This window comes from Bacillus sp. FJAT-49736 (assembly GCF_018343615.1).
Lineage (GTDB): Bacteria > Bacillota > Bacilli > Bacillales > Bacillaceae_C > Margalitia.
On the sequence record NZ_JAGYPI010000003.1, the window covers coordinates 168,505 to 192,690 of the forward strand.

The 24,186-nt window shown below is 35.9% G+C and carries 23 protein-coding genes and 2 pseudogenes; 11 read left to right on the forward strand and 14 right to left on the reverse strand.

The genetic code is table 11. From position 1 onward, the window contains the following. Nucleotides 1-185 precede the first annotated feature (185 nt). Genes KHA87_RS16910 through KHA87_RS16925 form a run of 4 tightly spaced genes read left to right on the forward strand, consistent with a single transcriptional unit; the run spans nucleotide 186 to nucleotide 4,219 of the window. Nucleotides 186-872 (forward strand): IspD/TarI family cytidylyltransferase, encoded by a 687-nt coding sequence (locus KHA87_RS16910; RefSeq protein WP_249310552.1) that lies wholly within the window; start codon nucleotides 186-188, stop codon nucleotides 870-872. A 3-nt stretch (nucleotides 873-875) separates the two neighbouring features. Continuing rightward, nucleotides 876-1,634, forward strand: a complete 759-nt coding sequence (locus tag KHA87_RS16915) for an SDR family NAD(P)-dependent oxidoreductase (RefSeq protein ID WP_213095361.1) — start codon at nucleotides 876-878, stop codon at nucleotides 1,632-1,634. Nucleotides 1,635-1,659: 25 nt separating this feature from the next. Continuing rightward, the gene (locus KHA87_RS16920; RefSeq protein ID WP_213095362.1) at nucleotides 1,660-2,976 is read left to right on the forward strand and encodes a CDP-glycerol glycerophosphotransferase family protein; all 1,317 of its coding nucleotides are present in this window, start codon (nucleotides 1,660-1,662) and stop codon (nucleotides 2,974-2,976) included. Nucleotides 2,977-2,995: 19 nt separating this feature from the next. Beyond that, on the forward strand, nucleotides 2,996-4,219 hold the full coding sequence (locus tag KHA87_RS16925; protein ID WP_213095363.1) for a CDP-glycerol glycerophosphotransferase family protein: 1,224 nt from the start codon (nucleotides 2,996-2,998) through the stop codon (nucleotides 4,217-4,219). Nucleotides 4,220-4,241: 22 nt separating this feature from the next. Here KHA87_RS16925 and KHA87_RS16930 read toward each other — a convergent pair whose 3' ends face one another. The 4 genes from KHA87_RS16930 to KHA87_RS16945 form a co-directional block, all read right to left on the reverse strand. Further along, the gene (locus KHA87_RS16930) at nucleotides 4,242-5,009 is read right to left on the reverse strand and encodes a DUF817 domain-containing protein (RefSeq protein ID WP_213095364.1); all 768 of its coding nucleotides are present in this window, start codon (nucleotides 5,007-5,009) and stop codon (nucleotides 4,242-4,244) included. A gap of 93 nt (nucleotides 5,010-5,102) precedes the next feature. After that, entirely contained in the window at nucleotides 5,103-5,303 is a 201-nt protein-coding gene (locus KHA87_RS16935) for an aspartyl-phosphate phosphatase Spo0E family protein (protein ID WP_213095365.1), read from the reverse strand. Nucleotides 5,304-5,578: 275 nt separating this feature from the next. Then, nucleotides 5,579-6,226 carry a CPBP family intramembrane glutamic endopeptidase gene (locus KHA87_RS16940; protein WP_213095366.1) on the reverse strand — a complete coding sequence of 216 codons (648 nt, stop codon included), beginning with the start codon at nucleotides 6,224-6,226 and terminating at the stop codon, nucleotides 5,579-5,581. Beyond that, complete coding sequence (locus KHA87_RS16945) at nucleotides 6,198-6,794, reverse strand: nitroreductase family protein (protein ID WP_213095367.1); 597 nt, start codon at nucleotides 6,792-6,794, stop codon at nucleotides 6,198-6,200. Before KHA87_RS16945 ends, KHA87_RS16940 begins: the two co-directional genes overlap by 29 nt. Before the next feature lie 116 nt (nucleotides 6,795-6,910). Between KHA87_RS16945 and KHA87_RS16950 the strand changes: the two genes are divergently transcribed. Both KHA87_RS16950 and KHA87_RS16955 read left to right on the forward strand, forming a co-directional pair. Continuing rightward, a complete protein-coding gene (locus tag KHA87_RS16950) occupies nucleotides 6,911-8,020 on the forward strand; it encodes a sensor histidine kinase (RefSeq protein ID WP_213095368.1) in 1,110 nt (369 codons plus the stop codon). A gap of 12 nt (nucleotides 8,021-8,032) precedes the next feature. Continuing rightward, on the forward strand, nucleotides 8,033-8,695 hold the full coding sequence (locus KHA87_RS16955; protein WP_213095369.1) for a response regulator transcription factor: 663 nt from the start codon (nucleotides 8,033-8,035) through the stop codon (nucleotides 8,693-8,695). Between the two features lie 324 nt (nucleotides 8,696-9,019). On the opposite strand, the pseudogene KHA87_RS22685 reads toward KHA87_RS16955, so the two are convergent. From KHA87_RS22685 to KHA87_RS16970, 3 genes and pseudogenes are all read right to left on the reverse strand, one after another. Next, nucleotides 9,020-9,088: pseudogene (locus KHA87_RS22685) on the reverse strand (YjcZ family sporulation protein); the annotation flags it as partial. Nucleotides 9,089-9,211: 123 nt separating this feature from the next. Next, nucleotides 9,212-9,322 (reverse strand): YjcZ family sporulation protein, encoded by a 111-nt coding sequence (locus KHA87_RS16965; RefSeq protein WP_481748379.1) that lies wholly within the window; start codon nucleotides 9,320-9,322, stop codon nucleotides 9,212-9,214. A gap of 125 nt (nucleotides 9,323-9,447) precedes the next feature. Next, nucleotides 9,448-10,077, reverse strand: coding sequence for a nucleotidyltransferase family protein (locus tag KHA87_RS16970; protein WP_213095371.1), 630 nt, complete (start codon nucleotides 10,075-10,077; stop codon nucleotides 9,448-9,450). Nucleotides 10,078-10,367: 290 nt separating this feature from the next. On the opposite strand from KHA87_RS16970, the gene KHA87_RS16975 reads away from it, so the two are divergent. Both KHA87_RS16975 and KHA87_RS16980 read left to right on the forward strand, forming a co-directional pair. Then, nucleotides 10,368-11,351: a BMP family lipoprotein gene (locus tag KHA87_RS16975; RefSeq protein ID WP_213095372.1), complete on the forward strand. Its 984-nt coding sequence runs from the start codon at nucleotides 10,368-10,370 to the stop codon at nucleotides 11,349-11,351. A gap of 19 nt (nucleotides 11,352-11,370) precedes the next feature. Further along, nucleotides 11,371-13,023, forward strand: a complete 1,653-nt coding sequence (locus KHA87_RS16980) for a methyl-accepting chemotaxis protein (protein ID WP_213095373.1) — start codon at nucleotides 11,371-11,373, stop codon at nucleotides 13,021-13,023. Nucleotides 13,024-13,051: 28 nt separating this feature from the next. Here the strand turns inward: KHA87_RS16980 and KHA87_RS16985 are convergent, their stop codons facing one another. The 3 genes from KHA87_RS16985 to KHA87_RS16995 form a co-directional block, all read right to left on the reverse strand. Further along, on the reverse strand, nucleotides 13,052-14,014 hold the full coding sequence (locus KHA87_RS16985; RefSeq protein ID WP_213095374.1) for a D-2-hydroxyacid dehydrogenase: 963 nt from the start codon (nucleotides 14,012-14,014) through the stop codon (nucleotides 13,052-13,054). A 94-nt stretch (nucleotides 14,015-14,108) separates the two neighbouring features. Continuing rightward, entirely contained in the window at nucleotides 14,109-14,663 is a 555-nt protein-coding gene (locus tag KHA87_RS16990; RefSeq protein WP_213095375.1) for a 3D domain-containing protein, read from the reverse strand. 185 nt (nucleotides 14,664-14,848) lie between these two features. Continuing rightward, nucleotides 14,849-15,049: a cold-shock protein gene (locus KHA87_RS16995; RefSeq protein ID WP_213095376.1), complete on the reverse strand. Its 201-nt coding sequence runs from the start codon at nucleotides 15,047-15,049 to the stop codon at nucleotides 14,849-14,851. A 333-nt stretch (nucleotides 15,050-15,382) separates the two neighbouring features. On the opposite strand from KHA87_RS16995, the gene helD reads away from it, so the two are divergent. Both helD and KHA87_RS17005 read left to right on the forward strand, forming a co-directional pair. Next, nucleotides 15,383-17,683, forward strand: a complete 2,301-nt coding sequence (gene helD / locus KHA87_RS17000; protein WP_213095377.1) for an RNA polymerase recycling motor HelD — start codon at nucleotides 15,383-15,385, stop codon at nucleotides 17,681-17,683. Between the two features lie 160 nt (nucleotides 17,684-17,843). Further along, nucleotides 17,844-19,121 carry an ATP-binding protein gene (locus tag KHA87_RS17005; RefSeq protein WP_213095378.1) on the forward strand — a complete coding sequence of 426 codons (1,278 nt, stop codon included), beginning with the start codon at nucleotides 17,844-17,846 and terminating at the stop codon, nucleotides 19,119-19,121. 180 nt (nucleotides 19,122-19,301) lie between these two features. On the opposite strand, the gene KHA87_RS17010 is transcribed toward KHA87_RS17005, so the two are convergent. Both KHA87_RS17010 and KHA87_RS22690 read right to left on the reverse strand, forming a co-directional pair. Continuing rightward, on the reverse strand, nucleotides 19,302-19,769 hold the full coding sequence (locus tag KHA87_RS17010; protein ID WP_213095379.1) for a hypothetical protein: 468 nt from the start codon (nucleotides 19,767-19,769) through the stop codon (nucleotides 19,302-19,304). A 115-nt stretch (nucleotides 19,770-19,884) separates the two neighbouring features. Continuing rightward, nucleotides 19,885-19,980 (reverse strand): annotated as a pseudogene (locus tag KHA87_RS22690) (CotG/ExsB N-terminal domain-containing protein); the annotation flags it as partial. Between the two features lie 364 nt (nucleotides 19,981-20,344). Between KHA87_RS22690 and KHA87_RS17015 the strand changes: the two are divergent. Beyond that, entirely contained in the window at nucleotides 20,345-21,436 is a 1,092-nt protein-coding gene (locus KHA87_RS17015) for a CotH kinase family protein (protein WP_213095380.1), read from the forward strand. A gap of 696 nt (nucleotides 21,437-22,132) precedes the next feature. Here the strand turns inward: KHA87_RS17015 and KHA87_RS17020 are convergent. Together KHA87_RS17020 and KHA87_RS17025 are read right to left on the reverse strand one after the other, a co-directional pair. Further along, entirely contained in the window at nucleotides 22,133-22,876 is a 744-nt protein-coding gene (locus tag KHA87_RS17020) for a hypothetical protein (RefSeq protein ID WP_213095381.1), read from the reverse strand. A 289-nt stretch (nucleotides 22,877-23,165) separates the two neighbouring features. Next, complete coding sequence (locus tag KHA87_RS17025; RefSeq protein ID WP_213095382.1) at nucleotides 23,166-24,155, reverse strand: GDP-mannose 4,6-dehydratase; 990 nt, start codon at nucleotides 24,153-24,155, stop codon at nucleotides 23,166-23,168. Between the last annotated feature and the right edge of the window lie 31 nt (nucleotides 24,156-24,186).

Genomic DNA, 24,186 nt, shown 5'->3' on the forward strand with positions numbered 1-24,186 from the left:
TTCACTGCTTATGGATAAAATATCCACTTTTTTCTTATTATATCATACATATTTCATCTTCACGGTAAGTAGGTAGATACTCACAAATTTTTATTCCATTACAGCATTTCTTTATAGTATAATACTTTTCAAAGTTATTTGAATTTAGTTGATTTTTAGAATTTGCATAAAACGAGGTGAACTTCTTGAAAGAGTGTAGCTTTATTCTTTTATCAGGCGGCGTTGGCAAGAGGATGCAGCTTGATATTCCAAAGCAATTTTTGTTAATTGGTGGAAAACCAATTCTAGTTCATGCCTTGGAAAAAATTGATTTAATGGAGGAAATAAAAGAAATTATTATTCCCTCTCCGAAGGAATTTATTGAGAAAACAGAAGAGGTTATTTTTCACTATGGTTTTACAACCCCTATCTATTGTATTGAAGGCGGTGAAACAAGACAGGATTCTGTCTACAAGGGACTTTTGGAAACAAAGTTCGAAAGCGTTATCATTCATGAGGCAGTAAGACCATTTGTCACTGTAGAGGAATTTAGAAAATTGATATACGAAGATGTGGAGAATGCTATTTATGGGCTGGATATTCCTTTCACTGTTTTAGAGGGGGAGGAGTATATTGAGAATAATTTGGAGAGAGATAAGCTGATTAATGTCCAATTGCCTCAAAAATTTAATAAACCGAAACTACTGTATGCACATGAATGTGCGAAGGAAGAAGGAATGAATTTCACGGAAGATGCTAGCCTTTTCTTCCATTATTTTCATTCCAATATCAGGGTGCTTGCCGGAAGTGATTATAATATCAAAATTACCAAACCAATCGATCGAAAAATAGCGGAAATCATATATAAAGAGTATATATTAATGGAGGGATAATTGATGTCAAAAACATGTGTTATTACAGGGGCAAGCAGAGGAATTGGCAGGGCGATTGCGGTTACACTCAGTCAAAGAGAAGATATTTCAAATATTATTCTTATTTCTAGAACAAAGGATGGGCTGGAAGAAACAGCAAGTAAAATGAATAAAGAAAAAAATATTGAATGCTATGCTATGGACTTAACAAATTATCAGGAAGTAGAAGAAGTAATCTCGTCTGTAGGAACTAGATTTGGTTCCATCGATTATTTGCTAAATGTTGCTGGCTACGCGGAACCTAAATCTCTATTGGAGACTTCTATTGAAAACTGGGAAACTACTTATAAAGTTAACGTACATTCCATATTCTATATAACAAAAGAAGTAGTCAAGTTTATGAAGAGAACAGGCGGGAAAATTTTGAATGTCGCTTCCACTGCCGGAAGCTCTGCTCGTCCGGGTTGGCTTGCATATGCATCATCCAAAGCAGCGATTATCAGCATGTCGCAAACATTATCGGAGGAATTATCAGAGTATGGAATATTAGTATATTGTATTTCTCCTGGAAGATGCGCAACAGAACTAAGAAGAGTACTTGCACCAGACGAAGATCAAAGTACCATTATGCAGCCGGAGCATGTTGGGGAAGTAGTCGATCATCTCCTTTCGGAAACCGGCCTTTGTTTGGATGGGCAAAATATTGTTGTTCGCAAACAGGTTACAAAGCCAATCAATGAAACAATTGCAGATACAAAGGAACTATCAGAACAAATAATGTAATCTTCAACTTAGAGAGGCGGTAACAATGCATTTTAATCAAGCGATTATTAATATTATCCAGATTATTTTACTAGTATTAATTCTTTTTTCCGTAAATAAAAACTATAGTAAATTCAAGCTGTTGTTAAAGCGCACAATCGTTGTCATTCTATATTTTGCATCAAAGCTTTTTCCAAGATCGAAAAAAATCATCGTATTTGGTGCAGAAAATGGAATGGGATTTCGAGGGAATCCGAAGTATCTCTTTTTAGAAATGGTGAAAAACCCTGGTTATCAATGTATCTGGATTACTAAAAGCCAGCAAGTGGTAAAGGAGCTTAATGAGAAAGGATTTACTTCCTATAAGCATCATTCCTTAAAGGGAATCTATTATCAACTTAGAGCAAAATTGGTCATTCATTCCCATTCCATTAATGATGACTTTTCTAAAGTGCTTTTAGGGGGAGCCATTTCCTATAACACATGGCATGGAGTTGGACTCAAGAAGGTCTGGGGGGCTCACAGCAAAACATTTTCCTATAAGATTTTGCATAACAGTAGCTTTGTAAAACGATTCTTTGGAAAATTAGTATTAAAAACCAACTCAGCGGGAGTCAATTATGTTGTTTCCACGAGCCCGAGAGTTTCCTCCTATTATCCGGAAACCTTTTTGGTAGATAAAAAGAACGTAATCGAGCTCGGACAAGTTCGAAATGATATTTTCTTTCAGGATTCAGAAGAGGACGAGAAAATTCCAGATTATATAAAAAATAACAAAGTAATCTTGTATATGCCGACACACCGTAATTTTGGGAAATTAGATACCCCTATTAATCTTGTATTTGATTTCGAGAAGCTAGATGAATTTTGTGGAAAAATGGGCTATCTTTTTATCGTGAAAAGACATATGTACAGCAGTGGTAGTATTTCAAAAAAATACAAGAATATTATAGATGTAAGCAATAAATCGTATGATCCACAGTTTTTGCTGAAGTATACGGACATTCTGCTGACGGACTACTCAAGCTGCTATACAGATTATCTGTTATTGGATCGGCCAGTTGTCTTTTATTGCTATGACTTAGAAATGTATTTGCAAAAATCAAACGAAATGTATTTTGATTATTTTGATGTAACTCCAGGGCCGAAACCAAAGGAATTCCATGAACTCCTTCATTCATTAAAGGACATGATGGAACAACCAGAGCAATACCGTGAAGAGAGAGAGCGTGTACTGAACATTTTTTATTCAAAGGAAAATCAAGAACAGGTATTAGAAAAACAAGTGAGTTTTATTAACAACCATATAGTAAAAAGTAAAACACGCAATACTCATGTCACAGGCACGGATGCTTCTTTCTAGTGAAAGGCAGGTACCTGAAATGTCATCGTTGAGGTTAATACCTACTATTATTGTAAAATATACTATGAAAAGCATTTACTCTTGCTTCTGTTTATTTTTAAAAATAAATAAACAGAAGATCACTTTTGCATCGTATCGGTCTGATACTCTTAAGGATAATTTATACTTTGTTTGGGAGGAATTCCAAAGACAGTCTCCCGACTATCATTATCATTTTGTATTTAAAAAGTTTCATAGCTCCATAAGAGGAAAGATTGACTACTTTTTTCATTTAGTAAAGGCCATGTATGAAATGGCAACATCTCGCTTTTTTATTATTGATGATTATTACTTTCCTGTCTACGTCATTAAACCAAGAAAGGGAACGGAAGTTATTCAGCTTTGGCATGGCTCCGGGGCGTTAAAAAAGGTAGGGTTAAGTACTATTGGAAAGCCTTTTGGCCCGAGTGAAAAATATTTAAGGCATGTTAAAATCCATTCTAACTATGCAAGGGTATACGTAAGTGCTGCGGAGGTAGTGAAATATTATAGCGAGGCCTTTGGAATGCCGGCAAAGCAAATCTATCCTTTTGGTGTTCCAAGAACAGACTATTTTTTTTCAGAGAATAAAAGGGAAAGCCTAAAAAAAATAATTTATGAAAGATATCCAGAATTAAGACAGAAAAAGCTGCTGCTATATGCACCCACCTATCGCGGGAAAAGCCACTATCAAGATGCATTTACTTGTCCGCTTCATATAGGAGAGATGAGGGAAAAGCTAGGGGAAAACTACGCATTGCTTATCCATCTTCATCCATATATGCAGGATGGCATAGAAATTGCGGACGATGAGCGTGATTTTGCATATCATTTGAAGGATTCCTTTACTATCCAAGAATTGCTATCATTAGCGGATATCCTTATTACGGATTATTCTACCGTATTTTTTGATTTTAGTTTGCTTGGGCGCCCTATCGCTTTTTTTGCGGATGATTTGGAGCAATATATTAGTGAACGAGATTTCTATTATGATTATTTAGATATCATACCAGGACCATTCTTCACAGAAACGAATCAGCTAACGGAATGGATTGCAGAAGGTAATTTTGATTTGAAGAGGGTAACAGCTTTCCGAAACAGGTTTTTTGATCATATAGACGGTAAAGCAGCAAAGAGAATTGTGAGACATTTGCTGGAAGATGTAACCATTCAACATAAAGAAATAAAGAATGATCATGATATAAGAAAAGAAGGAGCGGTATAATATATCGCTCCTTCTTTTCTTTTCATGATTTTTTTCGGGCTTTTACATGCTTTAGCTGTGCAACTGCAATAAAGCTTACTATTACAAGCAATAGCCATGAGCTGATTTTTCCTAAATGAACAAGATGCCAGCCGTTTGATTGATTAGGATATTGCCAGGCTCCGAAAAACGTAGAGATGTTTTCAGCAACCCAAATGAAAAATCCTATTAGTAAAAAGGAAAGGACCAGGGGCATTTTAAAAACGTTATTCCTTATTTTAAAAGTAACATATGTTTTGAAAAAGAGAATAATGATGAAACACTTTATAATCCAGCGAAAATCCATTATATAATGATCTGTAAAGAAATTCAGATAAATAGAGAAACCAAGAATAGAAACAATAGCAAATGGCGGCCAATGATATAGTTTTATATCAAGTCGCCGCCATGCTTGGCACATATAACTTGCGACGCTTGCATACATAAATCCGCTGTAAAGCGGGACATCATAAATTTTAGTCCATGCTTTTTCAGGATAAGACCATGAACCTGTATGTACCTTAAAAAGCTCCAGTAGTAAACCAATAACATGGAAAACACAAATAACTTTCAATTCATCAATTGTCTCAATCTTCGTTACAAGCAATAAAATTTGCGTTAATATACAGATTAATAATATGAAATCATAGCGGTGAAGAAAAGGAATGGAGATAAACTTTGACAAGGCTAAGGTAAGGAATATAACCAGTGGAAAAATACAGGATAATGCCTGATGATAAGCAAATGCAAGTAAGTTCTTTAAGAAATTCATAAAATACTCCTAAATAAATCCAAAATGGAAAACTATTATTACTAACTTAACATAGTAAGTGTTTTCTTTCCATACCATTAAGTGGCAAGTCTATTAATTTCCTCCCTTAGTCTTAGAAGGCTCACGAAAACCTTTCGTTAATGATTGATAGGCATAAATAAGCTTGTCCAGCTCCTGGCTTTGAAATAAGGTTTCCGGACTTTTAAGGCCCTTTTTTGTACCAATTTCAATCATTTGTTTTCGTAAATGATCAATTTGATTTGATAAATCTAGAAGGCTGTAGTAGTTTTTCATTTTTGTCCACTCCTACAATGGAATTCTCTCTAGTTAGGATTTGGGTTGCTAAGATGAATTTTAAATATGTCCATCAAATTATTTTTATAAATTACAAAAATCAATGAGATACAAAAGTACTAGGACATATGTAACATTATGAGGGATGCTGGCGAAAATTGGAACACTTTCGACAATGGTTCTATGGATTTGACAAATTTCGATACTCTTAATTCTTCAATTCAAAAGAAAATGTAACACCGTAGATGCGATGTTACATAGAAATCGTAAGTTTTTTATGGGTTGAAAAATAATAGGATCCAAATAATCATTATAACTATGTTAAGACGAATACTTCGAGTCAAATAGGCTATTAAACCTGTTATTATCCCGATTAGAAAAGACCCTGCAGTGATAATAATGGATGATGTGTGAACGTACAACATAATAGCAAATAATATGCTTTGAAAGCAGATAGAAACAGTGCTACTATATCCCAGCTGTCTAAACCTTGGTTGCAAAATATTACGATAAAGCACTTCAAGTAAACACGCTTGAATGATAACATTCAACAGATAGCCAAATGTGAAAGGCGGCAATATCAATGGAACCTTAAGGATAAACATAAGGATTAAGATAATCAAAAATAATGGTAGAGCAAACAGAATAAAATATTTCTTCGCCTTTCTTTGTTTGATTTTACTTGTTACTGCCTCAGGAAGTCTAGAGGGATCAATTGTAAAAATGGTTACCCAAGCTACAATAGTATAAATGGAAAAAATCCATTGTATCGAGGGAGAAAAAAAGTCTTCCAATGTATACACAAGTAATAATCCAATCATATAAGTGTTAAATTGTAAATGATTTACCTTCTTTTTGACATTAGGTGAAAGCCAAGATGAATTTAACCTAATATTATCTTCCTTCATCTTTGTTGCCCCCATTCCATGTTCCCCAAAAGAATGTGTGCTTAGGATGATAACGTTTGTCTTGACCCGTACATTTTCTTTTTAGCTCATTAGTTATTTTGCTTAAACCTGAGCTAGTAGGATACCCAATAGCAGTAATCACAACAATTCGGAACTCTTTTGGAATCTGTAGAATCCGTTTCACTTCTGCCTCATCCCAACCAATCATCTGCCGACATGTAATTCCCATAATAGTTGCTTGATATATAATGCTCATCATGGCTACTCCACAATCATATAAATAATAATCTTTCCCTGCAATTTGATCATCATCTTCCGGATTTGCAACTTGAACAATGAGGCCCGCCGCCTTTAATGCCCATCGATTAGTTCTGTGCAAGGCGTTTTCTATTTTCAGAATGGATTCCTTTTCGTCTAAAAGAATGTATCTAGCAGGTTGATGATTCCAGGAGGAAGGGGATCTCCGTGCTGCCTCGATAAGTAAATCCCATGTATGTCTTGAACATTGCTGCTCGGTCCAATTTGTCACGCTTTTTCTCTCCATAATTTCTAATGCAAGTGTGTTAACTTCTTCCGTATTCATTTTTTTCATCCTTTCAAATGAAATTATCAATATTTGATAAATTCAGTATAATAATAGTGATAGTCACATAAAAATTGACCTTGGTCATAAAAAAGTCAGTTTCACAGGAGAAACAAATGAATAAGTTTTTTGTTGCAATACGGTTGCTCGGTTATGTCACGATTTTTTGTTTTTATTTTATTTATAGTCATGCTGCTCTTAGTGTTGGTAAGTGGATTATTACGATTATTGTCATTAGTTGGGGAACGTGGGATTTGTGGAAAAAACCGGATGAGTTAGTTCGGCGTATGAGGACAGGTGTATGGATTGAAATGTTTTCCATAAGCCTTTGGGTGGTTCTGTTAAATGGTTATATATTACTTTTTGCTTTCATTTCACCTTTAATCAGGACATCCATGCATTTAAGATTATTGGATAGAATTTTTATATTTGTTATTACAGTTGCAGAGGTTATTTTATTCAGGTGGTGCGTTCCAGGCACTAATATTTGGGTGCCGATAATGGTATTTATGATTCTATTATTATATGGATCTATTATTAATGGATTCTTACATGAAAGAGAAAAATCTAGGAGATTAATTGCACTTTCTGGATTTGAAAGAGAGCAAATGGTAAGAGACCAAGAAAGGGTAAGAATGAGTCAACGATTACATGACACAATGGGGCAATATTGGATGGCGGTAATAAGGGCCATGGATGTTGCGGCTGCCATTGATGGCTCTGAAAAGGATACCTATATTATGAAAGCAAGGGAAGCAGCAGAGCAAGGATTAAATGAAATGAGGAGAGCCGTGCACCAGTGGAATGAAGGAAAGCAAACTCCAGATCAATGGTTTAAATGGACAATTGATTCTCTGGAAAGACTAAGGGAGATTACTCAAATTGATATCCAGTATCAGTCAGTAAAAATTAACTGGACTCACTTTCATCGTCCTGTTGAAATAAGTGAATTCATTTCAAGATTCATTGTGGAGTCTGTCACGAATGCTATAAGACATGGGCTAGCCACGAAAATCTACATATTTTCTCAAATAGAAGCGTCAAAGCTTAGCTTAACTGTTCGCGATAATGGTAAGGGTTTTTCATTGGTGGAAGGTAGCGTTCAAAATGGAATTGGTATCTCTTCCATAAGGCAAATGGCCAAAAATATAGATGCCCAATTACAGATGGAAAGCACCACAAATTATGGTACTACTATTCATATCTCGATTCCGTATCAAAGATAAAGGGGGAAAACTATGATTCAAATAGGTATTGCTGAAGACCAGGCTTTAGTTAGAGAAAGCTTAGCAATTATCATAGATTTAGAGCAGGATATGAAAGTAATTTGGAAAGCAGCAACTGGAGCACAAGCTCTTAATATGTTCTCTGAATCTCCCGTAGATGTAGTATTAATGGATTTGAGAATGCCGGACCTAGATGGTGTATCAGCAACGAGAAAAATTTCAGCTTTATCGAAAACAGCACAAACAATAGTATTAACAACCTTTGATCATGATGAATGGATTCTAGATGCTCTTCATGCCGGAGCTGTTTCCTGTTTTTTGAAGGAGGTTCCACCACACCTGTTAATCAATGCAATTCGATTGATTTATCAATGCGAGTTTGAACCGGAGAAATGGAGTAAGGAATGGAGAAAATATACTCCAGAAATTCAATTTAAGGCAAAGAGAAATTTAGCCATTAATACCTCCTTCATGGATTTAAAGCCTTTAACGAATAGAGAAATGGATATCCTGAAAAGAATGGAAGCAGGCCAATCAAATAGTGAAATTGCAAAAGCCCTTTTTTTAAGTGAGGGAACGGTTAAAAATTATGTATCTAACTTATATTCAAAAATCGGCGTAAGAACAAGGGGGGAAGCAGCCAAGTTTGCAAGAGACCGAGGAATTACTTTATAAAGTCTACTAAATATGTTAGGAAAATGGGATAAACATATGTGTTAGAAAAGTGGTATGAATTGTCCCTTAAGTTTCAAAAGGGCTGTTCTCGTATATATTGTTTCTTTCCAAATCTTTGTCCATACAAATGTACGCTTGGTTTCGAAGGCAACTTTTCTTAAGATGATGCTTCCATGCCTAAATAAGGTTTGTTATAAGGTTTTCGTTAACGAAAGCAACAAAGTTTTAGAAAAGAGCCTCGAAAAGAGAAGAGGCAAACTAATGATAGTTAGCCTCTTTTATTTCACTACTACATAGATTTAGTTAGCTTAAAAGTGGATACAATTAAGCCCAGCAGACGGCACCAATGATAATTAGAAGGATAAACAATACGACGAGTAGGGCGAAGCCGCCGCCGTAACCGAATCCTCCTCCATAGCCATAGCCGCCACCGTAGCCATATCCACCGTAGCCACCATATCCGTATCCCCAACGACCAAACATAAAGATCCTCCTTTCAAAATGTTTACTTACTGATTAGTAAACGTAAGCTGCTCCTACGATAATCAGAAGGATAAACAATACGACAATTAGTGCAAAACCTGCACCGTAACCTGCACCATCCACAATATCACCCCCATGGCTTATTCCTTAATAAACTATGTATGTTTCTCGATTATGGATTGGACTCCTTACATAAAAATTAATTTCAAAAGTTAAAATTAGTTATACTTACTAACAGTATCAAGCAGGGGATTTTTTTAATTTGTACGCTAACAGATATCTTCGTTGATTAACTGGTGATAATCGTTTGGTGTATCAATGTCTTTAGGGTAATTGTTTACGCTTTTCGACTGGTAAACAAATTGCTCATTTTTTTGAATAATACCTTTTCCACCTTGATCACCTTCTAACGAAATCAATTCATGAAAAAAGTGAGGAGAAAAGAGAATGGGGTGACCAGATTTGCCATCACGGTATTTTACTTGAATAATGCTTTTATTTGGATTATCTGAATGACGAATTTGTAATTGCTTAAACACCCCCAATACCCCTTGTATATCATCTGCATGTATTTTAGGCTGATCACCAAGGAATACAATCGCTGCTTTAGTTGTGGAAGGGAGTGAGCGGATTGCTAAAGATAAGCTATGACCGATTCCCAAATGCGGGGAAGTATTGATAATTGATTCGCAGGGATACATAGATGTAATCGCTCTTAACTTTTCATTTTTTGTTGGAATGACGACTTTTATCCCTTCAAAAGAGAGCATGGAGACCTTTTGAAGAGTATGTTCCATTATTGTTAGTCCGTGCCATGGCAATAACAACTTAGGGGTTCCCATTCTACTGGATTGACCACTCGCCAAAATGATTGCAAAGACACCATTTAGCTCATTCATGTATTTCGCCTCCAATAAGCAAAGAATAAACCATTTTTACTGAATAAAAAGATGTAAATGAACAAAAAAATTATGGACTAGCTTTTTTTTATATCCTTCCTCCGATTTTCTAAGTGGAGGGGTGTTTAATTATTTTTATTTTGGATTACCCTTTCCCTATGCTAAAAAGATTATTCCAATGGAAGATTGCTTTAGATACTTTAAGAAATTAAATTAATGAAGGATATAACCGATATAAGTAATAGGATTTATATGATTTAAATCACTATTACATCTTTGGGAGAGAGAACATGAAGATAAAGCAACTAACTAGTTTTCTTATAATTATATGTTTATTAGCAGGCTGTGCTGCCCCGCAAAAGAGCGAAAAGCAGGCCAAAAAGATAAAAATCGGCATCATGCTGTCCGATGTTGGTTTAGGCGATCAATCGTTCAGTGATGCGGCATTTAATGGATTAAGTAAGGCAAGAGATGAATTGGGTATTCTATTTGACTACCGGGAACTAAAGGATAGTAAAACCTATGAAAATGGTATAGAGCAATTAGTAAAAGAGGGAAATGATGTTGTTATTGGTCTTGGTTTTGCAGTTCAAGCTGATTTAGAAAAGGTAGCAAAAAAGTATCCTAAGCAAAAATTTATTTTAGTTGATTCTGTTTCAACGCTGCCGAATGTTACATCGATTACCTTTAGGGAGGACCAAGGAAGCTTTTTGGCAGGGGCCCTTGCAGCATTAACGTCGAAATCTAATAAACTTGGTTTTATTGGAGGAGACGATGTTGAACTCATTCATAAATTTGAAAATGGTTTTAAGCAGGGTGCTAGATTTATTAATCCAAAAATAAAAGTGGAATCTGTTTATGCAGGAGATTTCGGAAATGATAAGCTTGGTGCAGAGATTGCACGAAAAATGATTCATAATGGTACGGACGTATTATATGCCGCTGCAGGCTTTACCGGGGTAGGAGTACTAAGAACGGCGGAAGAATATGATAAATATGCAATCGGAGTGGATAGCGATCAATATTTTTATGCGGAGAAAGCAGTTATTTCGTCCATGCAAAAGAATATTGATATCGCTCTTTATCAAGTAGCAAAAAATTTGGTCGACCATAAAGGTCTTCAAAAAGGACAAATTCAATTGGGCCTCAAGGAAAATGGTATTGGATTAGCTCCAATAAGAGTCATTCATTTATCCGATAAAGATCAACAAACACTAGATAGTTTAAAAGAAAAGCTTTCAAGCGAAGAAATAAAAACAATTATTAACAAATAGTGCATCATGGAGGGACAGCATGAAATTAAAAAGTAAATTATTATTGAATTCTTTTTTTACTTTAGCTATTGCAATCATAATGATTGTCTATATCATTATAAAAATGCTGACTGTACAGTCATCCAATCAAGACTATGTAAATATACTTCTATCTGTTCAGAAGCTAGATTCGCAAATAGGCACAGTAAAGCAAAGCTTAAGCAACTATTCTTATAATATGTCGGATGCTAATAAACAAAAGGGATTAGCAGATATAAAGAATGCAGAGTCCGATTTTGCAGAGGTACAATCCTTGTTAGAGAACGACTCAAATATAGAAACGGTCCATAAGGCATTTATTAAATTTAAGGAACTAAAATCAGATTCAACTATAGCTTTAAATGAGCATAATTCTGCAGAAGCTGGCCGACAGTCGATTCGTACAGAGGGTATTATCAATGATTTGTATTTATTAAAGTTGAACACTAGTAATTATTATGATTATTTAAAAGACCTCCAAAAGCAGCAAATAGGCAATATTATTACATTTGCCATAGTTGGAAGTGTCATTTTAATTATACTCTCCGCATCGATTGGTTTCTTGTTGACTAGGTCTATTACCCTTCCATTAAGAAAGCTTTCAGAAAATGCGGGGGAAATTGCCAAAGGAAATCTTGTAGTCAACAATATCAACTATAAAGTTAACGATGAAATTGGACTGTTAAATCAATCGTTTGAAGCAATGGTTTCACATTTAAAAGAACTTATACATGCAGTGGAATTAACTAGTGAAAAGGTAGAAATCTATGCGAAAGAAATAGAAGGAGAAAACTTCTTGCTAAAAGAGATAAGTGAGCAAGTAGCAATATCTACGGAGGAATTATCGACTGGAACCCAGACGATATCCAATGATTTGCAGGATGCAGTGGCAGTAATTGAAAAAATGGACAATGAATTTGCAGTGAATGTAGAACTTACTAATTTATCCTCCAAATATAATGAGGAAGCTGTCCAATCAATAGAAAATGGCCAAAATGCCATTACGGAGCAAGAAATATTAATGAAGGAAAATGTGGATGCTACGAAGCAAATAGAAGAAGCCACAAGAAAATTTGTATTATATACTACAAAAATTGAAGATATGGCACGAAGTGTTTCCAGTATTGCGGATCAGACCAATTTGCTTGCCTTAAATGCAGCAATTGAAGCGGCAAGAGCCGGAGAAGCAGGAAAGGGTTTTGCTGTTGTGGCTGACGAGGTAAGAATGCTTGCTGAGGAGTCAGCAAGTGCCACAAAACAAATTTTTGAAATGGTAAATCGAATTCAGGATGGGCTTCAACATGTTCAGCATTCAGTAGAAGAAGGGGTTGCAATTGCAGGGAAACAATCTGTATCAATGGATTTAACCTTGCGTTCTTTTGTGGAAATCAATGAAAAGGTTGCAGGGATATCTGGCAACATAAAAGATTTAGTTACAGGAATGTCTTTATCTAAAAAATTGGGATCACAGGTTCTATCCAATGTAGAAAATATAAGTGCGGTAGTACAGCAAACGGCTGCTGGGAGTGAAGAGATATCCGCTTCAACGGCTGAACAGCTTTCAGCATCGGAAAAAATGGTGGATAAAGTTTCCTCCCTTCGTGCTCTAACATCCGAATTAAACCATACACTTTCAAAATTTACACTGTATTAAAGAAAAAACACCGGGGGGTGTTTTTTCTTTAATACCCTTTTTTATAGTCCACGATATTAATGGACGGCGTTAATTCTTTTACATAATGCCGTAGATTAGGGAGAAGGATTTCTTCTATTACTCTTCTATCATAATTTTCAGTTGATCCAGATGTATGTGGAGTGATAATAACATTTTCAAGTTCCCAAAGCGGACTTTCCTCACGTAATGGTTCCTTCTCAAATACATCTAATCCTGCCCCAGCAATTTTTCCCTCTAGTAATGCTGCTATTAAATCCTTCTCTACCACAGTATCTCCTCGGCCAATATTTATGAAAAAGGCGGATGGCTTCATCAATGAAAACTGTTCTTTTCCAAACATGTGATAGGTTTCATTTGTAGAAGGCAAGGTAACAACTACATAATCACACTGGGGTAGAATATTGTTTAATTGGGAAGAGGCATACATTTCGTCAACAAATTCTTCATGTCTGCCTGAGTGGCGTATTCCGATAACCTTCATTCCAAATGCCTTAGCGATTTTGGCAGTCTCCTTTCCGATTGCACCTACTCCGATAATCCCCACTGTTTTTCCATGCATTTCGAGGCTTAAATTGGCATGATGCCAAACCTTATTTATTTGGTTCTTCACATATGTATGGACTTTTCTAGTTAAACCAAGCATTAATGCGAAGATCGTTTCAGAGATTGGAAAGGCATGAACACCGCTTGCGGAGGTAATGATAATTCCCTTATTTGCCATTTTATCTAATGGAAAGCTATTAACACCTGCACTCCAGCTCTGAAGCCAGCGCAGCTTAGATTCTTGGTCAATACAGTATTCTTTTATTTCCTTTTTCCAGCCTGCGATTATCTCTGCATCTTGGAGATGGTCCATCCATGCTGATGAATCCTTTCCCACGATAATATCCCAATTTGGAATTATTTTTTTCATTTCATCGATATAGCATGATTGAATATTTTGCGTAATCACTAACTTTCTTTTTTTCATTGGATCACCCTCTGTTTTGAATTATGGAACAATTCTTATAGTTCCTATTTTAACAAAGCAAAAAAATAAAAGCAGCCATTCAGCTGCTTTTACTCTATTTTATAATCCTTACTTTTACTTTTTTTCTTCCCCATTTATAGGCTTGTTTAAGAGTTGGATAAAATACATCGATTTTATTGCCTTTTACAGAACTGCCTTTATCAGCTGCAATTGCATATCCGTATCCATCTACATAAACCTTAGTGCCTAAGGGAATTACCTTAGGATCAACAGAAATGACTTTTGCATCTGGATGCTTCTTTAAATTGATTCCAGTCGCTGTAAATCCTCCGCATCCTTTACAGTTAACTGTATATGCTGTAGCTGTTACCGTTAATACCTTCGATGTAGAGGCTTTTGCATTTGCGGCATTTGTACTAACTGTGCTCTTAGGTGCTGATATGTTTAATTTTTGATTAATATGTATGGTGTTGGAAGAAAGATGATTCCATTGTTTTAACTGCGCAATGGAAATCTTGTATTTTTTGCTTATGATATATAAACTATCGCCTTTTTTTACTGTATATGTATTAGAGGCTGCAAATGCGCCGTTTGATATTCCAAACGTTATTATAAGCAATGTACTAAGAGTAAGAATAAATTTCTTCAAGTTCTTTGCTCCTTTTTGTTTGTCTTAAGAAAAGAATACCATTCAAATGTGACAAATATATTTCAGCGGTATACTAATTGTGTTACAACATATTAAAAATAATAGTGTTGCTGTAAAATAAAAAGAAAAGGATGCGCCTCTTTCTTAAACAAAAAAGACTCCAAATATTATGGAGTCTTTTGGTCTTACTGCTTGTGAACATTTGTTGCTTGTGGTCCACGGGCGCCTTGTTCAATTTCAAATGTGACCGTTTGCCCTTCTTCAAGTGTTTTGAAGCCTTCGCCTTGAATGGCAGAAAAATGAACAAAAACATCGTCCTGTCCTTCGACCTCAATAAATCCAAAGCCTTTTTCTGCATTGAACCACTTAACTTTACCTGTTACCATTCAAATACCTCCAACACGGATATTTCCATTATTCATTTCCATTCATAGTATTTCTAGATAGAACTTGTTTTTATACAGTCTTTCTGAAAATTTTAAGCGGAACATAAAGGGTAAATATCCATTTAAAATAAATTTCACCGTATAGTTTTCACCTAAATAATGCAAAACTATACATCTAATTAAATTAAAAGAATTATACAAACTGTTAGACTTTTTTGTGGAAATGTAATATAATCATTTTTACGTCTTAAAAAATGTAAAGAGTGTAAAGTCATGAATCTTATTGTGAATTCATGGCCTTTTTGCGTACTATAATTAGAAAGGAGGCTTTTTATGCCTAATACTGGTCACCCCGATTATCAAGATGAGCTTGAGCGTTTGGCGTTTACAAAAAAATATATGGGGATTGTGATTCAAGCTTCGGAATCAAATGAAGAAAATTTTAAAGAAAATATGAAGCAAGCATTGGAAGGAATGGATCTTAAGGATTCCAGTTTTGGCTACATGAGTATGCTGACCAATTCTAATTTGTTAAGGCGAACGGCCGATGAAGTGAAAAGATTGAGGAAATTTGAAAGCAAACCTTATTTTGCAAAAATAAATTTTCTGCGGGAGGAAACAAATCAAGAGGAAATCCTCTATATAGGAAAGGTTTCTCTTTTTGATAAAGAAACGCAGATGCCAATTATTGTGGATTGGCGATCTCCTGTCGCAAATCTTTATTATGATGGACGATTAGGAGATGTATCCTATGTAGCAGAAGGAGAAGAGTACTCAGGTTATTTATCGCTAAAACGTCAATTTATCATTGAAAATGGTGAGCTGGAAGATATTCGCGATATAGATTTAACCACAAATGACGAATTGCTCCAAATGTCACTAGCAAACAGCTCCAGCAATCGTCTTACAGAAATTGTCTCTACTATTCAAGAGGAACAAAACAATGTCATACGTGCTGATCTTAACAAGCCAATTATCGTCCAAGGTGCAGCTGGAAGTGGAAAGACGACTATTGCATTGCATCGTTTATCATATTTTATATACACCTATGCCGACCATTTCACTCCAAATCAGCTAATGATTTTAGCCCCAAACCGATTATTTATCGATTATATTTCAGAAGTGCTCCCAGAGCTGGGAGTGGAGAATATTCATCAAACTACCTTCGTTGATTATGTTTTAAAGTGCATCGGAAAAAAGATAAAATTAACTCACCCAGATGAAAAACTGCTTAAAATTATGAACCGTGAGATCCAAAAACCAGAGTTGACCCGTTGGCTTTCCGCCTTTAAAGGATCATTGCAATTTCGGGATATTATTGATCGTTATTTGCAGGATATCTTGAAAACACTGGTTCCTCAAGAAGATTTCTATGTTTCGAAATTTCGGCTTTACAGTGCCAAAAAAATAAGAAAATTAATGACATACGAGTATGAATATCTGCCATATTATCAAAGGGTTGAAAAAATTAAGCGGGTTCTTCAGAATCATGTAAGAACAGAGAAAAAGACAATGATTGAAAGAATCACTAATTTTTATGATAATAAACTGGAAAAAGCCTTGTATAGTAAAGCTGATCCTAACACTAGGCGCAAATATGTTTCAAAGGCGCTAGATAAAAAGGATGAAGCTTTAAAGGAAATTCAAAAAGAAGTAAAAACAGCTGTAAATACTTATATAAAGCAAATCCCTAAATATGATTTGTTCCACTACTATAGAGAGCTTGTAACAAAGCCTGAAGTTTTCTCAGAATATGCATCTGGAATGTTAAGTGAAGAACAAATTGATTTCTTCTGTAACTATCAATTTTCTCTATATGCACAGCGAAGCTACGAAGTAGAGGATTTAGCGGCGATGCTTTATCTACAGGGAAAACTATTTGGTATTGATAAGATGCTGCGTGTAAAAAATGTAGTCATTGATGAAGCACAGGATTATAGTTATTTTCAATTATTTGCCCTTAAAAGTGTATTAGAAACAGATATGTTCACCATTGTGGGGGATCTTGCTCAAGGAATTCATTCCTATCGAGGAATCAATGACTGGAGTATAGTCTATAAAGAAATATTTCCTCGGGCAAGCTATAAAACATTACAAAAAAGCTATCGAACTACTATTGAAATCATGAACGCAGCAAATGAGATATTAAAGCTTCTGCAATTGCAGCTTCCAACAGTGGAGCCGGTTGTTCGCCATAGTCACAAGCCATTATTTATCGAGACATCATCAGATAAAACAACTATTGAAAAGATATGTTCTGAGATTGAGAAAATGTATCTTGATGGACTTAAAACGGTTGCGGTTATTGGTAAGACGAATAATGAATGTAAGAAGTTAGTAAAGCTATTCGGTCAATATTCCAAATTACCTATCCAGCATTTGAAGGAAAATGAAGAAATTAATAAAGATAAAGTGGTCATTGTTAGTTCTCATTTATCCAAAGGTCTTGAATTCGATGTTGTAATTGTTTGCACTATGGATGAAGCATTTGAAGCAAATGAAATCGATATTAAGCTATTGTATGTTTCCATGACAAGACCTTTGCACCGATTAATGCTCTTTGGTAAGAATAAATCATGCTTTTTACTTGATAAGATAGAAGATTCGTCATTATTTGGTGAACTTGTTTCATAAGAAGGATATCGTATAGTTTGGTGCCTAAATCGCGAAGTGATTTAGGCTTTTTGCAATCAACTTCCGATTGTTTTTTTGTAAATACTTGTATAAATTAAAGGATTTTTCCCACAAATTGTCGTATTGTATCGTATAAATATTTAAAAGGGAAGGATACAATATGATCCTTGAAATAATTATTCTCCAGCTTTTAATTATTGTAATTCCCGTACATATATATACGCTTTTTTTTGAAAATAAAAAAATAGGAAGTTCTCCATATTTATTTGGAGTAATCAATGGACTGACGGCTTTATTGGCTATGTCCTTCCCTTTTTCTGCCTTTAATATGGTTTGGGACTTGAGATATACCCCGTTAGCTATTGCTCTTCTGTATGAAGGTCCTATTTCAGGACTGATTGTTTTTCTTGTCATACTGTTAAAAAGGACAATAACTGGCGGAGACGGATTAGTGATCGCCTATATATGCTTGATCTTCTCCGTGATTTTGCCATTATACCTCCATAAAAACTATTGGAATATAAGTAAATTAAATCGAGTGAAAAGAGCCCTAATAGTAGGAATATGGGCTGCAATAGTACAGTTATGCATTACTTACAGTCATTTTTTACTTAATGAGTACTCTAATCAAACGAAAATAAATTCTCTTCTTTTTGTTGTTGCTTACGGATCCGTTCAAATATTGGGAATAGCTGTCTCCGCCACTCTTCATGAAAGAATGATTGAGAAACAAATAATGCAAAAGGAAATGACAAAGACGGTAAAATTAAATACAATGGGTGAGCTCGCTGCCTCCATTGCTCATGAAATTAGGAACCCGTTAACGGTAGTAAAAGGATTTTTACAGCTTATGAAGCAGCAAAAAAAAGGAGCAAATCAACAATACTTAACATTAGTATTGAGTGAATTAGATAGAGCAGAAGTAATTATTAGCGACTACTTAAATTTTGCAAAGCCGCAGCTCCGTAAAATAGAAAAAATTGAGCTTGGCGATTTCACTTCTGGAATTATCACCTTAATTCAATCTTTAGCTGTCACAAAAGGAGTTGTTTTAGCAGATCATATTGAGGAAAATCCTTCTGTTGTTACAGATAAAGATCGTCTCAAGCAGGCAATTGTAAACTTTATCAAGAATGCAATTGAAGCAACACCGCAGGGTGGGACGGTATCTGTAAGCTTAAGGCAAATAAATGACTATGTTTATATTGAAATTTCCGATACAGGTAAAGGAATGACGCAAGAGCAGCTTTCAAGAATGGGAACCGTTTTTTATACAACGAAAGAAAAGGGTACTGGCTTAGGTACTGCAGTATCGATAAGAATTATTGAAACGATGAACGGAAAAGTAAATTATGAGAGCAAGTTAAATACTGGAACGAAAGTTACAATTCAATTGCCTGTTCTACATGGGAATGAAGCTGAAGGTAATGGTACATAGGAAAAGGTTTCTTAATATATTATGATCAACAAAATATCAATGGGCAGTATTACTGTTGCTTCTAAAATCTTGAAGCAAGGTACGATACTGCCCATTAATATGTCTAAAATTAGAGTAGCAAACAGCAGGGATTTAACCCCCGCTGACTAAAGAGAATATTTTAATCTTCTCTGACTAATGTTACGGACCACATATTCCCATCTTTAACGACTCTGTTGGTTGTTCTAAAACGAGAAGTCCGACGGCGGGAAGTTCTCCGACGAGAAGTCCGACGACGAGAAGTTCTCCGACGAGAAGTTCTCCGACGAGAAGTCCGACGACGGGAAGAGCTACGACGAGAAGTCCGACGACGGGAAGAGCTACGACGAGAAGTCCGACGACGGGAAGAGCTGCGACGAGAAGTCCGACGACGGGAAGAGCTACGACGAGAAGTCCGACGACGGGAAGAGCTGCGACGAGAAGTCCGGCGACGGGAAGAGCTGCGACGAGAAGTCTGACGGCGGGAAGTTCTCCGACGAGAAGTCCGACGACGGGAAGAGCTGCGACGAGAAGTCCGACGGTGGGAAGAGCCGCGACGAGAAGTCCGACGACGGGAAGAGCTGCGACGAGAAGTCTGACGACGGGAAGAGCTGCGACGAGTATTGCCACGCTGAGAAGTTCGACGACGTGAGGAGCTACGACGAGAAGTTCTACGAGATGTACTACTAGAAGAGCTTCTACGGCTAGATGCTCTTGACTCGCGCATAGAACCTGGATCCTGGAGCATAAATTCTCCTAAACCAGCATTTTGGGCGTATTCAACAGCTTCTTGAATACTTTCCGAACTGAAATTGTCCATGATTAACCTCCTTTTGGGCATTGAAAGATTTGAATCCCTTATAAAATTGAAAGATTCCTTTTATATCTTTCATTGCTATATGGTACGTGTATCCTACAAAAATGTATGGGACATTTGTTTATATTTTAAAAAAATAGATAAATGATTGATGTGTCACAGACTGCCTTTTTTTCATACGAATAATAAAGACTCTTTTCTAAAACTATGTTGCTGTTGAAAGCGTAACCCATATTAACATTCTTTTTTTCAGAATGAATTAATCTTCTAAGAAAAGATGCCCCTTAGCAAAATCTTTATTAATACGACAAGCAACAAGTTAAAATCGGCTTTTGGATTTTAACACTCCATGCAAAAACAGCCATAAATAAAAAGGCAGGTGTTTCTTTTGACAGGAAAAGATAAATTGCCAAAATATCAGTTATATGTTCACCCCCTCGATTTAAGGGAGTTAAAAAAGGATATCTGGAATGAGGAACCTGTACCGGGGCAGTTAACCATTAATAAAAGAAAATTTGATGTTGATATTGTATACAGGGGTTCACATATAAGAAAGTTTGCAAAAAAGTCCTATAATGTTTCCTTCTATAAGCCTAGTAATTATCAGGGCAAAAAGGAAATTCACTTAAATGCAGAGTATAAAGATCCTTCTATGATTAGAAATAAACTTTCTCTCGATTTTTTCTCCGACATTGGAGTTCTCTCTCCCGAATCACAATTCATTTTTTTACAGTTAAATGGCAGAAAAGAAGGAATATATCTTGAATTAGAGTCTGTAGATGAAAACTTTTTGAAAAAAAGGGGTCTTCCAAACGGGTCCATTTTTTATGCGGTTGATGGGGACGCAAATTTTTCATTACTTAGTGATTTAGATGAAGAAACAAAAAAGTCGCTATTACTTGGATACGAAAGGAAGTGCGGTAATAAGAGCGACGATTATCATCTGCAGCAGTTTATTTTTGTTATAAATACCCTATTAAAACAAGAGTTTGAAAAGGAAATCATTCATCATTTAGATGTTGAGAAGTATTTGCGCTGGCTAGCAGGAGTAGTTTTAACTCAGAATTATGATGGCTTTGTTCATAACTATGCATTATATAGAAATGGAGATACAGGATTATTTGAAATTATTCCTTGGGATTATGATGCAACATGGGGCAGAGATGTAAATGGAAAGTATATGGAGGAGGATTATGTTCGGATTGAAGGCTATAATACATTAACTGCACGCCTTTTAGATGTAACGGCATTCAGAAAAAAATACCGAAGTATGCTTGCAGAATTTTTGACGAATCAATATACCGTTGACTATCTGCGGCCAAAAATTGAATATTTGTTTCAGCTGATAGAGCCATACATTCCGATGGATCCCTACAAAAAAGATGATCTGGAAAAATTCAAGGAAGAACCTAATCTAATATTAGAATTTATCCACTTGAGAAACCAATATTTAATTTCCAAACTAAAAAGCCTAGATTAATAAAATGAGAATTGATATAGCATTACCAAAATGTTTACTTATGAGGTGGGCTTTAGTTGAAATAATTATAAATAGTTATTTATCCTGTTTCAAGAAATTAGTAGACACGTACTATACATTATGTATAACCCTAATGGATAAGTAACAAGGAGGATCAAAATGGAGACTAGAAATAGGAATCATCCAAAAGATCAAGAAATTAAACAACTAAAAGCCGCAAAGGATAAACAGTCTGAAGAGCTTATAAATGGTCAACTAGAAAATCAATTCGATGATTTACAACAAGAGCAAAGTAATGATTTTCTTAAAGAACAAACTAATGATCTGGTGGAAATGCAAATTAGCCTAATAGATGGAGCAAACGAAATGAATGAGCTCGAATCCAGCAGTGAAAACTATGTGGTTACCTTAATACGTTCTGGTTTAAATAGAGATACGAGCGGTTCTTGGAGAAACAGAGAGGACAATGAAATAGCTGCAAAAAGTAGGGGTTCCCACCGTATTAATGTTCATAGGCAAACTAGCGGGAAACGCCTTACTACTAAAGATAGATTAACTAAAAGAAGCTACCGTCTAAGAATGAATAGAAAATCTGTAAGAGGCAGTTATCGTCTAAGTAGTGGAAGAGCTACGGACCTAACAACTATGGAAAGGACTACATCAGTAGAAAGCCATCCTTTAATGATAGAAAGAACATCAGCAAGAGGAAATTCCTTTACTTATGGGGAAAGAACTATGAATAGTAGTAGCCGTACAAGCAGAAGAAGAACGGCAAAGAGCAGCAGCCGTACGAGCAGAAGAAGAACGGCAAGGAGCAGCAGCCGTACGAGCAGAAGAAGAACGGCAAGGAGTAGTAGCCGTACAAGCAGAAGAAGAACGGCAAGGAGCAGTAGCCGTACGAGCAGGAGAAGAACGACAAGGAGCAGTAGCCGTACGAGCAGGAGAAGAACGACAAGGAGCAGTAGCCGTACGGGTAGAAGAAGAACGACAAGGAACAGTAGCCGTACGAGCAGAAGAAGAGCGACAAGGAGTAGTAGTCGTACGAGCAGAAGAAGAGCGACAAGAAGTAGTAGTCGTACGAGCAGAAGAAGAACGACAAGGAGCAGTAGCCGTACGAGCAGAAGAAGAGCGACAAGAAGTAGTAGTCGTACGAGCAGAAGAAGAACGACAAGGAGCAGTAGCCGTACGAACAGGAGAAGAACGACAAGGAGCAGTAGCCGTACGAGCAGGAGAAGAACGACAAGGAGCAGTAGCTGTACGAGCAGAAGAAGAACGACAAGGAGCAGTAGTCGTACGAACAGGAGAAGAACAACAAGGAGCAGTAGCCGTACGAACAGGAGAAGAACGATAAGTAGCAGTAGTCGTACGAACAGAAGAAGAACGATAAGTAGCAGTAGCCGTACGAACAGAAGAAGAACCACAAGCAGCAGTAGTAGTCATCGTACAAGAAGAAGAAGATCCACCCGCAGTAATTATAATAATTATAAAAAAAGTGATAATAGATCCAGAAATACATCGTTCAGAAATTCAAGAGTAAAGCGTGAAACAGTCATTAAATCCGTTAGTTATAACTGGAAGTCATCGAAATAGCTACTATTTTGTATGGTCAGGGTCCTTATGTCTGATGAAGTTTATGCGATTTTTAATATCTTCTTATAATAAAAGGAGCCTTAGTTTGTGCCAACTAAGGTTCCTCTTTTGTTTATATTGTTTGTGTAGTAGAAACTATTTATGAGATATTGTAATACTCTTTAAACCAATCTATAAATTTACTCATCCCATCCTTGATATCCGTTTGTGGACGATACTCTATAAATTTTGCAATATCCTCAATATCCGCAAATGTTTCAGGAACGTCACCAGGCTGCATTGGTAAAAAGTTCTTTATTGCCTTCGTTCCAATGTTATCTTCTAATACTTTAATAAAATAATGCAGTTCAATGGGGCGGTGGTTCCCAATGTTATAAATTATATAAGGAGGGGCATACTCTTGTGGGTGCCCTTTTATTATTAGTCGATATATCGATTCTATTACATCATCAATATAAGTAAAATCCCTTTTCATATTACCGTAATTAAATAAATCTAATGGCTCTTGCTTAATAATAGCGTTAGTAAAGGTAAAAGTAGCCATATCCGGTCTGCCCCACGGACCATAAACTGTAAATAATCGTAAGCCGGTTGTAGGAAGCTGATATAAATGACTGTAAGTATATGCCATTAGTTCATTTGCCTTTTTAGTAGCTGCATACAAGCTAACTGGTTGATCAACGCGGTCCGTTACAGAAAAAGGTGTTTGCTTATTATTGCCGTAGACTGAACTAGAGGAAGCATAGATTAGGTGTTTTACCTTCTGTTCTTTACAACATTCAAGAATATTGGCAAAACCAACAAGATTAGATTGAATATAAGCATGAGGATTTTTTAGACTGTATCTGACTCCTGCTTGTGCGGCTAAATGGATTACATTGTCGATGTCATACTGTTTAAAGAGACTTTTTAATAATTCCAGATTTTCAATTGAACCTTTGATAAAAACAAAATTCATATCCCTTTCTAATATTTCTAAGCGATCATATTTTAAGCTTTGATCATAGTAATCATTTATATTATCAATTCCAAGGACATGAAATCCTTCATTTAATAAGCGTTTGGATAGATGAAATCCAATAAAACCGGCACAGCCGGTAATAAATATAAACTTTTCTTTTTGATGCACTATAAGTGTCCCCTTTAATGGCTCTTTTCTT